This window comes from Streptococcus sp. 27098_8_86 (genome assembly GCF_041432595.1).
In the GTDB taxonomy this organism is placed as follows: domain Bacteria; phylum Bacillota; class Bacilli; order Lactobacillales; family Streptococcaceae; genus Streptococcus; species Streptococcus pneumoniae_F.
Genome location: NZ_JAPVZW010000014.1, coordinates 1 through 12392 on the forward strand (window position 1 = coordinate 1; position 12392 = coordinate 12392).

The following is a 12392-nucleotide window of genomic DNA, read 5'->3' on the forward strand; positions in this document are numbered from 1 at the left end:
CTTATTCTTATCGTATTGAACCATTACTTAAACCTCACATTGGCTGTATTCTTATCAAACTGACCGGCCATGGCTTTATCATCAGCCACAATCTTCTCACCCACCGTAATCATTTGAGAAGTACGCTCCATTTCAAAATCCTTATAATCACTCAGAATTTTTTTCGCTTGTTCTTGAAGGGTCTCAAAAGATTTCATCCGATTCAAGGTAGTTTTTCCAATCTTTGTCACTTGAATGTCTGATACAGATGCGACCTTAGTCCGTGCTGAGGTAACAACACGTTGCCAAGAAGCTGAACTGATTCCTATTTTATCCATCTATCCTACTCCCTAAAAAATAGCTGCCAAGAAGCTTTCAACTGCATTCCAAGCACTTCCAATAGCACCACCTAAATCGCCTAGCTCCAATTTTCGCTTTGCGATCTCTGCATCCAACTTCGCCAAATTCATTTCATGCTCATTTTGATGCGTATTCATCGTCGTCGCAATTTTCGATAAAGTCTTATCAAATGTATCACGTCTTGTCCCTTTAAAGGTATCTGTAGAAATAGTTGTAGAGTATTGAGAAACTGTATTGCGGAACTCACTATAGGATTGAATTTGCTTAGAGAGTTCTTTTCTAGCAGATTCTAACTTCTCAATCTCTGCTTTTTTCTTATCGTATGCTTTCTGGTACTGATTCGCCAAACTTTCATAGCGACTCGCTTGCGCTCGATTATAAGCATTACTAGCAAGCCGCTTTTCTTCAAAATCACTCATCTTTATACCTCTTTTGACTAAATCTTACAGTTAATAGAATTATATCAAAAATTCCGATGTTTTACCATAAGGAATGAAAAATAAAAGCAAGTCAAATGACTCGCTTTTATTCACTGATAAGTTTGATACGATAACCATCTCGGCTAGTGAAGTAGTTGTACTCATCCACTCCAACAACCGATTCTGTGAAGCTACTCTGGTAAAAATAATAGTATAAAAATGATACTATTTCGTTCTTCCTTTTACCACTTTCTCCTTGTTTTCCTCCAACCACTGTAGATAAAGCTCCACAAATCGATCTTCTTCCTCGTCAGAGTATCCTTTAAATACAATTCGATCCACATCTTCACGATTGAAGTAAAACAACTGTTCTGGGTTTAGTCCCATTGGATAAAAAGCTGCAGAATAATCAAACAAAACACTTTCACCATTCTGTTCTATCGTAACCCCACGATTGAGAATCATTAGCTTTTGACTCCCCTCTTTTAAATAAACAATTGTTCCAATTGGCAAAATAGACATTTATTTGATTTCCTTTCAATTTATATTTTTTCTATTTCTACAATACTATACGCCATCGTATTAGCATTCTTGAACTTTAAATGAATCATTTACCACCCAAATGCTTTCTGAATTGATTTAATACCTGAATCAATATTGCTTCCTATTTTCTTAACACTTATTTCAAGGATTGTCGCCCATCTCGTTTTCTATAGTTTTAATCCTCAAAAAGTTATTATAAATTATAACTTCTCTATTCTATCAAAAATAATCTCTTGCTTTTCGTAACTTTCTCGGAGTGGTAACATACCTAAAATCACCGTAAAGAAACCAAAAAATAAAATACTGTTAATGATAATGATAGAGCCCTCTGTCCCATTATCAGTAAATATATAAAACCCCAAACATCCTATAACCGCAACAAAAAGAATAGGCAGAAGTTTATACAGTTTTAACTGACGTTGTGGTCTTGCTAATTTGAAAACTATTTGATACTTCGTTTCTTTACTTGAAAGCTTTTGTTGAAGATTATGACGAACCACAAAAGCAATAAACCTGAAAGTAAGATAAGCCAGTGCGATAAAGAGGACAAATAATCCTAATTTAAAAGAAATATTATGGCTAATGTCATAACTCTTAAAAGCATTCGTAACAATCCCATAACAAGCTCCACCTATTGCTACACCTATTCCAATACCAAGAGATTTGCTCATAGTTGGAGCTAAGCTCTCAAAACTCGTATCTCTTTTATCTAACTTTGAGCATTTAGCTGTGATTTCACTAGGAAGAGAACCCCAGAAATAAGTTTTAGGACTAATGCTAGTCATGTCCAAAAGATATTTTTCACCTTTAAATTCTACAATTTTATGAAAAGTTTTATTTGTTTCTTTAAATTTTAATTCCATATTTACCATCCAAACACTTTCTGAATTGATTTAATACCGGAATCAAAGTCATTTCTAACTTCTCAACGTTCTGTATTTATAGCTCTTCAATTTCAGTTAATGTTAGTGTCTTATAATACTCTGGGATTTGTGGCATTCTCAGTATTACAAAAAACCACCACGAAATTATGCCATTTATAACCAATATAGCACTTTCATAACCACTGTCAAGTCCTATAAAAAATGCTAAACAAACAGCATTAATTCCAAGAGTAATATACCACCAATCAATCATTCGTTTACCTTTGGGTTCCAAAACAAGTCGACAACGTTTACTGTTTTTGGGTACTCTTGATTCAAACTTCCCTACCGCACTTTTTTCATAAAAGACAGCCATAAGATATGACAAAAATACAGAGAAAGCAAATAACGCTACTTTCATTAAAATTTGCTGATTGATTCCCCAGCTAATAAAGGCATCTTTCATCAGCGTATGAGAGAAGCCCACAAGTGGCTGAATCATGATAACTAGAGCAGTAGATGCGCCTATTGGTGTTTTCGATTTTATTCTAAAACTATCATTAGATGGAGATAACTCAACCATTTCAGCAGTAACCTCTTTCGGAAGCGAACCGAAGAAATAGGATTTGCCTTTTATAGTAGTAGGATCTAAGATATAACTTTTATTTTTAAACTCTACGAGTCTAAAAACTGCTATATTCGAATATTTAAATTTTAAATCCACATTTACCACCCAAACACTTTCTGAATTGATTTAATACCTGAATCGATACTATTTCCAATTTCCTTAATACTCTTATCCAGATTGTCGCCCATATCATTTGCTATATCTCTGATTCCAAGAAAATTATTTTTATACGCTAAATCTACCGCATATCCAACTGCAACACCTGCAATAATAGTCCATCCAACTGGATTAGAAGCCAAAACTGTTGCTACTGTTGCAAGTCCCCCTGAACCTGTAGCCGTTGCTAAAAGAGCTGTTGTTGCAACATCCACTCCTACTGCTGTAACTGCCGTCGTTACTGCCGTATGCGTAAAAGCACGTCCAGCATTCTCATTTTGTAGGTTGTTCAAAAAGTTCATCCCCATAAATACTGAGCTAATACCTGATATCCCCATGGAAACATTCGTACCTGGAATCGGAATACCAACTTCTGACACAGTAATATTATTAAAAAGACCTTTTAGAGCATTAGTCGTGGAGTCTTTCGCAAATTGTTGAGCATCAAAGGCGAAATTCATATTTTTATAATATGAATTACCAGTTATTCCCACGCTCCAATAATTAGCTACATCCGGTACTGATACTTTCATTTTCTCAATAAGGTGCTTGATACCTTCTTCAAGACTTGTATAGACTGAAGTTTCCGCTAAGTCATTTCCATAGTCTCCTAACGTCTTAACTGAAGATGAATCTCCATACTCCGCCTTCTTAGTCACCTCCCTCGCCAGAGCCTGCAATTCCTCAATCCCTGCCTTGTCCTTGTCAAATGCAACGCCTGGATGATTCTTCTGGAAGTAAGCCCTTGCTAGGCTATCCACTTTCTGGTGATAGCGGTTTGCCGCCTTCTTGAAATGAGGATTACGATAGATAGCTAGCGCTTCAGGATTACGATAAGGGCTGGCCATGGTAACCGTCCCACTCACCTTCGTTAAGCCCTTATTTTGATTGTTTAAAATCGCATCTAACTCACTTGTGGCCTGCTTGCCATTGAAGGCAGCTAGGCGCTTCTCCGTCTCTGAAAGCGACTGTTTCGACGCCTCAATAGCCCGAGCTAGCTTATCCTTAGTAGTTGTACTCATCCACTCCAACAACCGATTCTGTGAAGCTAATCTGATAAAAAAAATAGTATAAAAATGATACTATTTTGTTCTTCCTTTCACTACCTTTTCCTTGTTTTCTTCTAGCCATTGTAGATAAAGCTTTGCATAGCGCTCTTCCTCATCATTACGGTAACCTTCAAATATGACTTCGTCAATATCTTCTTCGTTAAAATAATAAATCTCTTCTGGATTGAGACCGTCTGGAAAAACAGAGCCTGTATAGTCAAAAACAACATCTGCCCCCTCCTGATTAACAATCATTCCACGACCAATAATCACAACTTTCTGGTTGCCGTCTGCTAGGTAAACAATACTCCCTAATGGTAATAACATTTTATGCCTCCTGTGTATTTTTTATAATATGAAATTTAAAATGATTTAAATTATATTGTATTGATATAGCATAGATAAATAAAATTGAATAACCTCCAATAAAGGTAAATAATAGCAGAGTGAGATAATTTGAATTGAAAATCCCAATGAAAAGACATCCTGAGAAAAGCAATATAAAAGTTATTAAATGTTGAATAACATTAAAAAATGAGGAATTATATCCTTTCTTATTTTCTTTTATTGTAGCTCGTAATAATAATGCATCCTGAAAATTAAATTTCAGAGTTTTATCCATTCCTAAATTTAAAACTAGGAAAATTAGCAAAGCTCCGATAAAAAATAAAATAAGAACAATTCGCCATGAAGAAAAAATCATGAGATTATTTGCGAATTTTGGAGGAAAGAATAAGAGCCAAAATACCAAAGCAATAGACACAATATCAAATACTTTCCTAAAATTTTCTAACCATATATTAAATGGCTTTACTTCATACTGTTCAACCTGTTCCGTCACATCATAAATTAAGTATTCCGTATTATTATACGCATTAAATCTCCACAAATAATTTCGGATGTCCTTTGGATTAAAATAATCTATTACATAAAGACGGTTATGGACTTCTATTAAATAATAACGATTGTCTAGTCTACCTACTACACGGACTACATATTTATCTTTTTTTCCATTATCCAAAAACTCCTTTAATTGCTTTAAGTGGATTGCTAAAGGATTTTCCGATATTAGATATTCCTTTTCCTATTCCGTTTAAAAGATCTCCTGCACCATCAACTACAACTCTAAATGGTTTCACATTTTTATACAGAGCTTTTACACCTACAGAAACAGCTGCACCCACTGCTACAGCTCCAAATATACCAACAACAACTGGAGCTCCAGCCAAAGCTGAACCCACAGCAAGACCGGCTACCCAGCCAGCTGTTCCGGCCGTTAAGCCATAACTAACTGCTCTACCAACATTATGGTGTTCTTGATAATGTTCGCTGCCTTCTGACCACATTCCTAGACCAACAAGTCCTCTTCCACCCCATTTAGCAACATTTCCAAGAACTTTACTGGTAGAATTCGGTATTTTTTTCAGCGTGCTAGTTAGCCAATTTCTCATTTTTGACTATCTTTTATAAATCTTCCTGCGGCATCACGCGGTTGCAAAGTCGCCGCCAGTGAACGACCTATATTTTTAGATTCCTCAATAACTTTCCCTTTAACATGATCAAAAAAAGATCCTATAGTTTCTTTAGAAAATTCGCTTCCAACCATGGCCTCCGTAAGGCTACTCTTGATCGATACTACTAAAGCTCAAGTGTCAATCTTGGATATGAGATATTCTTTTTCTCTACTATAAATTTCTCCTGCAACTGTTCCTCTGCTTCATCAATATATCCCTCAAACCAAATCTTGTCAATATTTTCATGATTGAAGAAATAAACTTGATTATCTGTATTTCCAGAAGGATAACGACAAGCTGAATAGTCAAAATATCCAATTGTTCCTCGACTATTGTAAAGTGGAAACCGATTTATAATCATCACTTTAGTATCACCGTTCTGTAGTTGAACAACACTTCCAATAGTCAAGTAATTACTCATTCTCTAACTCCTTTATCAATTGATTTAAAATAATATATCGTTGTTTCGTTTTTGTATTTAAGAATAAAAAGAAAGGAAAAAGTAAACCGACGGAAACAAATAAGAATAAAAAGATTGATGTCAGTAAATATAGAATAGCAGAAATTGTAACTATTAGAAATAAAGATATGATAGTTATCATCGCAATCTTAGAATTTCTTTTTTCTTGATGAAGAAATATACCATATGATTCTCTCGACAGGTATAAATCAGATAATTCTATCCCTCTATACAACTCTTTAACGTAGATTCGCGAAACAGAAAAAACTGCAATTGTCCCAAATATCAGTATTAAAATATTAAATAATAAAATATTTATAAATAGATATTGATTTAACCATCTAACTATTGGCAACATAAACAGTATAATCATCACTAAGAAAGATTGACTATAGCTGCTTTCTTTTTTATCTATCCTGATTAGTAATTTTTGACTGCTTTTATCATAAAAAACAGATTGCTTTTGATAGATTCCTACAGGAATAATTTCATAATTCTCTTTCATCATCTCACCCAAATACACTTCCCAAACCACTCATCATTCCTGTAAAAGCATCGCCGATATTTTTTCCAACATCATTGACCGTCTTTCCTATGTCGCAATAAATTCATACTGTAAAACTCCCTCTACACTATAATAATTTTACGCTAGTATAAAAAGATATTGATTTTCTTAAAATTTACTTTTTAAATGTCTATCTAATAAGGTTTGAAGCACTAATTTTCTTTTAGGAATTTGAGTAATTCAAAAAACAGGAGAGCCTTAAAGGCATCTTCACATAAAGCGGTGCATCATCTAGATTTATAAGGTAATTCATTATTCCACACTTCCCTTAATCAAATTCGACTGTTCTATCAATTTATCATAATGATTTGCAAATTCAATCTCATCTTCATTTACAAAACCCTTAAAAATAATTTCTTTAATATTTTCATGGTTAAAGAAATAAACATTTTCCGGATTGGACATACCTTGTGGTATCAACACCGCACCGTAGTCAAAATATACTTCTTTTCTCCATCCTTGTTTTACAATACTGCCTCTTGCAATAATTAACAACTGTGTCCCATCACCATTTTTCAGACACACAACACTCCCAAGCGGTAATATTTTTTGATTCATTTAATTACTCCATTTTATCTTTCTTTTTTGATAGTTTTCAACAATACGCATCCAACGAATGATATTATTTTGCCAAACTAGAAAAACACTCATTCCCGGTAACAACCCCAAGAGACTTATTGCAATAATTTCACTACCTATAGTTTTACCAATCATGTTAAACACAATAGCTCCAACAATTAAACTCGCTATTGAAAAGAATACAATGCAAAGAGTCACTATCCAAGCCCATAATTTCTTGCTTTTAGTTATTTTCTTGTTGCTAAAATTATTCCAAATGATATTCCCATACAAGGCTCCTCTAAAAGCCTGCTTTGTGGTCGGAGTAACGGACTTTATGTTTTTATATAAAATTTTCTCCATTACGATAGGAAAACCAACCCCAGCTCCCACCCAAACTATTATCAAATAAACTATAGTTGCTACACTATACTTTTCATGAAAAGGATCCAAAATCGGAAAAATTCTGTACATTATACGAATCAAGATAAGAATCAAAATGATACAAACAATATATTTCCAACTATATTTGGAGTTTTGTGTATTCAACAGTGAGCTTTTAGATGCCGCTAACGGTACCTGCTCTTCTGTATCAAAGTATATGGCTTGATTATTAAATTCCCCAATATAAATAATTTTTCTAAACATTTTAAATTACCAAAGTTTAAAATTATCCCAATTCCATTTCCCATGAGCAAATCCATCATAAAGAGTATTTGCAATTCCACCAACCAGATATCCAGTTGCCGCTCCTGCTAATGCCCCAACTACGGGAACTGGAATAAAATTTCCCACTGCAGCTCCTACATAAATAGCCCCTATAGATGTTGTCGTATGTGCGACACCATCTATAGTAGCACTTGTTTCACCATACTCATCTTTTCTTTCAAGATAAGTTAAACCACCATCCAGTACAGCCAGACTTCCTCCTAGAATACCTACGCTTTTAGCTACACCTTTTATACCTGTTCCTCGTACAACAGTACCTGTACCATTAGCTAATTCATCTAATCGTTTTGCATTCTGAACAGCTTTATAGCGACTCACATCTCCATTGACTTGTTTCCATGTTTTATACCCAGAAGTTGTACTTTTTACTCTTTTGCCATACCATGTACCATTCTTAATCTTATGATAACTTGCAATAACTTCCCTACTAGCTAAATGTCCTGTAATACCATAACTAATAAAACTTATTGAATTTTTAAATGTTTCTAGATATTCCAAATATCGTTCATCACTCTTATCTCCGGTAGTAACTGTTTTCTTAGTCACCTCCCTCGCAAGAGCCTGCAATTCCTCAATCCCTGCCTTGTCCTTGTCAAATGCAACGCCTGGATGATTCTTCTGGAAGTAAGCTCTTGCTAGGCTATCCACTTTCTGGTGATAACGGTTTGCCGCCTTCTTGAAATGAGGATTACGATAGATAGCTAGCGCTTCAGGATTACGATAAGGGCTGGCCATGGTAACCGTCCCACTCACCTTCGTTAAGCCCTTATTTTGATTGTTTAAAATCGCATCTAACTCACTTGTGGCCTGCTTGCCATTGAAGGCAGCCAGGCGCTTCTCCGTCTCGGAAAGCGACTGTTTCGACGCCTCAATAGCCCGAGCTAGCTTATCCTTGCTGGGAGCTTTCAGTGAGATCAAGTCAGAAATTTCCGTATAATATTTATTCGTCGCATCCATATCCCAGACAAATGATACTATTTCGTTCTTCCTTTTACCACTTTCTCCTTGTTTTCCTCCAACCACTGTAGATAAAGCTTTGCATAGCGTTCTTCTTCATCGTTACGGTAACCTTCAAATATGACTTCGTCAATATCTTCTTCGTTAAAATAATAAATCTCTTCTGGATTGAGACCGTCTGGAAAAACAGAGCCTGTATAGTCAAAAACAACATCTGTTCCCTCCTGATTAACAATCATTCCACGACCAATAATCACAACTTTCTGGTTACCATCTGCTAGGTAAACAATACTTCCTAATGGTAATAACATTTTATGCCTCCTGTGTATTTTTAATTTGAAACTTATATTTGTTTAGTATTATTTCTATAAAATAAGGGTACAATATCAAAGCATATCCCCCAACAAAAGTGAAGAAGAATAATGTAAAATAATTTGATGTGAGTATTCCGACTATAAAGCAAGCAGATAATCCTAAAACAAAGAAAATAAATTTTGCTAATTTTTCAGGTAAATATGTTTTCTCAGATTTAATTACTGTAGTAGGGCTTATTATTTTATGGTCTAATTGTTCAAGGTCAATGCTTTTATCCAAGCCTAAATTTAAAAAAGTAATAATCAGTAGCAGACCTACAACAAATACAACTAAAATCGGAAGCCAAAACTGAGGGATTTTATCATTATGAGCAAAAGTAGGTGGAAAGAACAATAACCACAATGCTACCACTAAACTGATAAAACTACTAGCATTGATACTTTTTAAAACAGATAACCATTTTGGATTAGACTTAATTTTATATCTATCTGATCTATCTGTAACATCATAAATATTATAACTTAAAAAATGTTTTGGAAAAAATCCCCACAAATAATTTCGGATGTCCTTTGGATTAAAATAATCTATTACATAAAGACGGTTATGGACTTCTATTAAATAATAACGATTGTCTAGTCTACCTACTACACGGGCTACATATTTATCTTTTTTTTCCATTATCCAAAAACTCCTTTAATTGCTTTAAGTGGATTGCTAAATGATTTTCCGATATTAGATATTCCTTTTCCTATTCCGTTTAAAAGATCTCCTGCACCATCAACTACAGCTCTAAATGGTTTCACATTTTTATACAGAGCTTTTACACCTACAGAAACAGCAGAACCAACTACAACAGCTGCTCCTACACCAACTACAATTGGAAGTAAACCTGTAGCTGCTCCTGCAAAAGCTGATCCAACTATAGCACCTACAGCTTTACCAGCAAGAAAGCCGGCAGTACCAGCAGTTACGCCATAACTTACTGCTCTACCAACATTATGGTGTTCTTTATAATGGTCACTTCCTTCTGACCACATTCCTAGAGCAACAAGTCCTCTTCCACCCCATTTAGCAACATTTCCAAGAACTTTACTGGTAGAATTCGGTATTTTTTTCAGCGTGCTAGTTAGCCAATTTCTCATTTTTGAACTATCTTTTATAAATCTCCCTGCGGCATCCCGCGGTTGCAAAGTCGCCGCCAGTGAACGACCTATATTTTTTGATTCCTCAATAACTTTCCCTTTAACATGATCCAAAAAAGATCCTATAGTTTCTTTAGAAAATTCGCTTGGCGTCAAGCCTTTAGCGAAATCTTTCACGGCTTCATCTAACGTGTAAGTTTGATTTTTTCCTTCCCCTCCATACTCCGCCTTCTTAGTCACCTCCCTCGCAAGAGCCTGCAATTCCTCAATCCCTGCCTTGTCCTTGTCAAATGCAACGCCTGGATGATTCTTCTGGAAGTAAGCTCTTGCTAGGCTATCCACTTTCTGGTGATAACGGTTTGCCGCCTTCTTGAAATGAGGATTACGATAGATAGCTAGCGCTTCAGGATTACGATAAGGGCTGGCCATGGTAACCGTCCCACTCACCTTCGTTAAGCCCTTATTTTGATTGTTTAAAATCGCATCTAACTCACTTGTGGCCTGCTTGCCATTGAAGGCAGCCAGGCGCTTCTCCGTCTCGGAAAGCGACTGTTTCGACGCCTCAATAGCCCGAGCTAGCTTATCCTTGCTGGGAGCTTTCAGTGAGATCAAGTCAGAAATTTCCGTATAATATTTATTCGTCGCATCCATATCCCAGACAATGGAGGAATGGAGACCATCCACACTCTGCTTCAAGCTAGTTAAGGCCTCACTGTTGATGACAGCTGTTGCGCTTTTCTCACCGACTGTTGATTCAAAGTCAGAAATCAGATTGTCAAACTCAGTATAAAGCAGATTAGAATAGTCCACATAACCCTGAAGGAGGGGAAGGTTGTAATAGTTCAACTCATGGTTAATCGCAGTCTTGACATCACCACGCAGCGCTTGACTCGATGCAAGACTCTGCGCAGTCGACTGTGCCTCAGCCAAATCAGCCTCGAAAGCTTGGGTCTGTTTATAGAGAAAATTCTTTAAACTTTCCAACTCATTACGCTTGATTTTCATCGTCTAACTCCTCCTGTAATCGTAGATAAAAGTGGGAAGGAATAGCTGTTTTCATCAATATTTCCCGTAATTGACCCACATAGGAACTTTCTTTTTCTGATTCCGCATAACCCTGAGCGATAATTCGTTTGATCATGGTCTTATGAATCGCCATCGGTGGAAGCTCTGCTTGAAGACCAAGTGGCCAGAACTGTGCTAAATAATCCACATAAGCTCCGTCGAAAACGACTTTTCGCCCCATAATCATGACATAAAGTGGCTCATCGCCTAAAAGTGACACTACTAACTCTTGAGATAGCTGCTCCTTATCAATCTCAACCAATGTACCCAAGGGAAGAATATCGCTATAAACCTTATCAACCCCATCTAAAAAATGGACAAACTCACTTTTAGATAACGTAATCTCAGTCTCATTCCGACAAATATACACTTCTTTCGGTAAAAAAGTCACTTCAATATCAGCGCCAATCCGCGGATGATAAATATAGTTTGGTTTTTTATCCAAAAAAGCTTTTACGATTGCGCCCAATACCTCTGGACGATTTTTTAAAATAAAAGCTATCTGATGTAAAAAATCTGTAGTTGGAAATGCCGTATTACCGTCACAATACTCTTTCCAAATTTGTTCTGCTGTCTTCATTTTAATCGAATCCCATCTTGAAATCCATCTGCTCCTGAACGATCATCCAACAACTTATTCTCAGAAACCCTAAGCATATTAGAGGATTGAGAATTCACATAAGTTCGATATTTTATGACAGATGTATTTAAATTCTGAATGGCTTGATTAAAGTTCTTAAAAGGAGACAAATCTGTATAGGAAAAAGGAAGAGTAGATAGTGGACGAACAGAGGCAACATCCGAATGATAATGTCCGACCTGTCCAGCCCATTCTTCTGTTTGGACATATATTTCTTCTTGACCTGACATACTAGTCCTCCTCCCAATTCAAGCGATGATAGTATTCAATCTGGCTATTTAGACTATTAATTTTCTTCTGGCAATCTTCAATATTCCCATTATATTCTGATATTTTAAAGCGAATACTCTTACGATTCATTTCTGTATCTGTCAACCAAGTTGTAATCGCATCGGAAATTCCTGCTAACGTTTTATCAAAATCTTCCCGACGAGTTCCCTTGAAATCAGT

Annotated in this window: 20 protein-coding genes and 1 pseudogene; all 21 read right to left on the reverse strand. The window is 35.9% G+C overall.

The features are described from left to right. Positions 1-23 precede the first annotated feature (23 nt). Complete coding sequence (locus O3616_RS09575; protein WP_000357787.1) at positions 24-317, reverse strand: hypothetical protein; 294 nt, start codon at positions 315-317, stop codon at positions 24-26. A gap of 12 nt (positions 318-329) precedes the next feature. Further along, the gene (locus O3616_RS09580; RefSeq protein WP_070842359.1) at positions 330-758 is read right to left on the reverse strand and encodes a DUF5082 domain-containing protein; all 429 of its coding nucleotides are present in this window, start codon (positions 756-758) and stop codon (positions 330-332) included. A 225-nt stretch (positions 759-983) separates the two neighbouring features. Next, the gene (locus O3616_RS09585; RefSeq protein ID WP_371638735.1) at positions 984-1280 is read right to left on the reverse strand and encodes a DUF4176 domain-containing protein; all 297 of its coding nucleotides are present in this window, start codon (positions 1278-1280) and stop codon (positions 984-986) included. 221 nt (positions 1281-1501) lie between these two features. After that, positions 1502-2164, reverse strand: a complete 663-nt coding sequence (locus O3616_RS09590; RefSeq protein ID WP_371638736.1) for a hypothetical protein — start codon at positions 2162-2164, stop codon at positions 1502-1504. 76 nt (positions 2165-2240) lie between these two features. Next, positions 2241-2888: a DUF443 family protein gene (locus tag O3616_RS09595; RefSeq protein WP_371638737.1), complete on the reverse strand. Its 648-nt coding sequence runs from the start codon at positions 2886-2888 to the stop codon at positions 2241-2243. Between the two features lie 2 nt (positions 2889-2890). Further along, entirely contained in the window at positions 2891-3970 is a 1080-nt protein-coding gene (locus O3616_RS09600; protein WP_371638739.1) for a hypothetical protein, read from the reverse strand. Between the two features lie 60 nt (positions 3971-4030). Then, positions 4031-4324: a DUF4176 domain-containing protein gene (locus O3616_RS09605; RefSeq protein ID WP_084948591.1), complete on the reverse strand. Its 294-nt coding sequence runs from the start codon at positions 4322-4324 to the stop codon at positions 4031-4033. A gap of 1 nt (position 4325) precedes the next feature. Next, positions 4326-5018, reverse strand: a complete 693-nt coding sequence (locus O3616_RS09610; RefSeq protein ID WP_070842177.1) for a hypothetical protein — start codon at positions 5016-5018, stop codon at positions 4326-4328. Beyond that, complete coding sequence (locus O3616_RS09615; RefSeq protein WP_371638740.1) at positions 5011-5448, reverse strand: hypothetical protein; 438 nt, start codon at positions 5446-5448, stop codon at positions 5011-5013. Before O3616_RS09615 ends, O3616_RS09610 begins: the two co-directional genes overlap by 8 nt. Next, positions 5445-5603: a hypothetical protein gene (locus tag O3616_RS09620; RefSeq protein WP_371638742.1), complete on the reverse strand. Its 159-nt coding sequence runs from the start codon at positions 5601-5603 to the stop codon at positions 5445-5447. Before O3616_RS09620 ends, O3616_RS09615 begins: the two co-directional genes overlap by 4 nt. Positions 5604-5635: 32 nt before the next feature. Then, on the reverse strand, positions 5636-5932 hold the full coding sequence (locus tag O3616_RS09625; protein WP_070842178.1) for a DUF4176 domain-containing protein: 297 nt from the start codon (positions 5930-5932) through the stop codon (positions 5636-5638). Then, positions 5925-6506 (reverse strand): hypothetical protein, encoded by a 582-nt coding sequence (locus O3616_RS09630; RefSeq protein WP_371638743.1) that lies wholly within the window; start codon positions 6504-6506, stop codon positions 5925-5927. The genes O3616_RS09625 and O3616_RS09630 overlap by 8 nt, the downstream gene beginning before the upstream one ends. Before the next feature lie 282 nt (positions 6507-6788). Then, positions 6789-7094 (reverse strand): DUF4176 domain-containing protein, encoded by a 306-nt coding sequence (locus O3616_RS09635; RefSeq protein WP_371638744.1) that lies wholly within the window; start codon positions 7092-7094, stop codon positions 6789-6791. Then, a complete protein-coding gene (locus tag O3616_RS09640) occupies positions 7095-7742 on the reverse strand; it encodes a hypothetical protein (protein ID WP_371638746.1) in 648 nt (215 codons plus the stop codon). It abuts the gene before it with no gap. 6 nt (positions 7743-7748) lie between these two features. After that, complete coding sequence (locus O3616_RS09645) at positions 7749-8780, reverse strand: hypothetical protein (protein ID WP_371638747.1); 1032 nt, start codon at positions 8778-8780, stop codon at positions 7749-7751. Between the two features lie 17 nt (positions 8781-8797). Next, the gene (locus O3616_RS09650) at positions 8798-9091 is read right to left on the reverse strand and encodes a DUF4176 domain-containing protein (protein ID WP_000926358.1); all 294 of its coding nucleotides are present in this window, start codon (positions 9089-9091) and stop codon (positions 8798-8800) included. A 1-nt stretch (position 9092) separates the two neighbouring features. Next, positions 9093-9773: a hypothetical protein gene (locus O3616_RS09655; protein WP_000412065.1), complete on the reverse strand. Its 681-nt coding sequence runs from the start codon at positions 9771-9773 to the stop codon at positions 9093-9095. Then, positions 9773-11242 (reverse strand): T7SS effector LXG polymorphic toxin, encoded by a 1470-nt coding sequence (locus tag O3616_RS09660; protein ID WP_371638748.1) that lies wholly within the window; start codon positions 11240-11242, stop codon positions 9773-9775. The genes O3616_RS09655 and O3616_RS09660 overlap by 1 nt, the downstream gene beginning before the upstream one ends. After that, the gene (locus tag O3616_RS09665) at positions 11226-11882 is read right to left on the reverse strand and encodes a DUF4176 domain-containing protein (RefSeq protein WP_000844685.1); all 657 of its coding nucleotides are present in this window, start codon (positions 11880-11882) and stop codon (positions 11226-11228) included. Before O3616_RS09665 ends, O3616_RS09660 begins: the two co-directional genes overlap by 17 nt. Beyond that, positions 11879-12172 (reverse strand): penicillin-binding protein, encoded by a 294-nt coding sequence (locus O3616_RS09670; protein ID WP_371638749.1) that lies wholly within the window; start codon positions 12170-12172, stop codon positions 11879-11881. The genes O3616_RS09665 and O3616_RS09670 overlap by 4 nt, the downstream gene beginning before the upstream one ends. A gap of 1 nt (position 12173) precedes the next feature. Then, positions 12174-12392, reverse strand: a pseudogene (locus tag O3616_RS09675) (DUF5082 domain-containing protein); the annotation flags it as partial.

What these genes read in the sequence shown, in the direction of transcription:
- O3616_RS09645 (WP_371638747.1), bottom strand. Translation starts at nt 8,780, where the DNA reads ATGGATGCGACGAATAAATATTATACGGAAATTTCTGACTTGATCTCA.
- O3616_RS09670 (WP_371638749.1), bottom strand. Translation starts at nt 12,172, where the DNA reads ATGTCAGGTCAAGAAGAAATATATGTCCAAACAGAAGAATGGGCTGGA.
- O3616_RS09615 (WP_371638740.1), bottom strand. Translation starts at nt 5,448, where the DNA reads ATGAGAAATTGGCTAACTAGCACGCTGAAAAAAATACCGAATTCTACC.
- O3616_RS09605 (WP_084948591.1), bottom strand. Translation starts at nt 4,324, where the DNA reads ATGTTATTACCATTAGGGAGTATTGTTTACCTAGCAGACGGCAACCAG.
- O3616_RS09625 (WP_070842178.1), bottom strand. Translation starts at nt 5,932, where the DNA reads ATGAGTAATTACTTGACTATTGGAAGTGTTGTTCAACTACAGAACGGT.
- O3616_RS09620 (WP_371638742.1), bottom strand. Translation starts at nt 5,603, where the DNA reads ATGGTTGGAAGCGAATTTTCTAAAGAAACTATAGGATCTTTTTTTGAT.
- O3616_RS09590 (WP_371638736.1), bottom strand. Translation starts at nt 2,164, where the DNA reads ATGGAATTAAAATTTAAAGAAACAAATAAAACTTTTCATAAAATTGTA.
- O3616_RS09640 (WP_371638746.1), bottom strand. Translation starts at nt 7,742, where the DNA reads ATGTTTAGAAAAATTATTTATATTGGGGAATTTAATAATCAAGCCATA.
- O3616_RS09600 (WP_371638739.1), bottom strand. Translation starts at nt 3,970, where the DNA reads ATGAGTACAACTACTAAGGATAAGCTAGCTCGGGCTATTGAGGCGTCG.
- O3616_RS09635 (WP_371638744.1), bottom strand. Translation starts at nt 7,094, where the DNA reads ATGAATCAAAAAATATTACCGCTTGGGAGTGTTGTGTGTCTGAAAAAT.
- O3616_RS09580 (WP_070842359.1), bottom strand. Translation starts at nt 758, where the DNA reads ATGAGTGATTTTGAAGAAAAGCGGCTTGCTAGTAATGCTTATAATCGA.
- O3616_RS09575 (WP_000357787.1), bottom strand. Translation starts at nt 317, where the DNA reads ATGGATAAAATAGGAATCAGTTCAGCTTCTTGGCAACGTGTTGTTACC.
- O3616_RS09655 (WP_000412065.1), bottom strand. Translation starts at nt 9,773, where the DNA reads ATGGAAAAAAAAGATAAATATGTAGCCCGTGTAGTAGGTAGACTAGAC.
- O3616_RS09660 (WP_371638748.1), bottom strand. Translation starts at nt 11,242, where the DNA reads ATGAAAATCAAGCGTAATGAGTTGGAAAGTTTAAAGAATTTTCTCTAT.
- O3616_RS09665 (WP_000844685.1), bottom strand. Translation starts at nt 11,882, where the DNA reads ATGAAGACAGCAGAACAAATTTGGAAAGAGTATTGTGACGGTAATACG.
- O3616_RS09585 (WP_371638735.1), bottom strand. Translation starts at nt 1,280, where the DNA reads ATGTCTATTTTGCCAATTGGAACAATTGTTTATTTAAAAGAGGGGAGT.
- O3616_RS09650 (WP_000926358.1), bottom strand. Translation starts at nt 9,091, where the DNA reads ATGTTATTACCATTAGGAAGTATTGTTTACCTAGCAGATGGTAACCAG.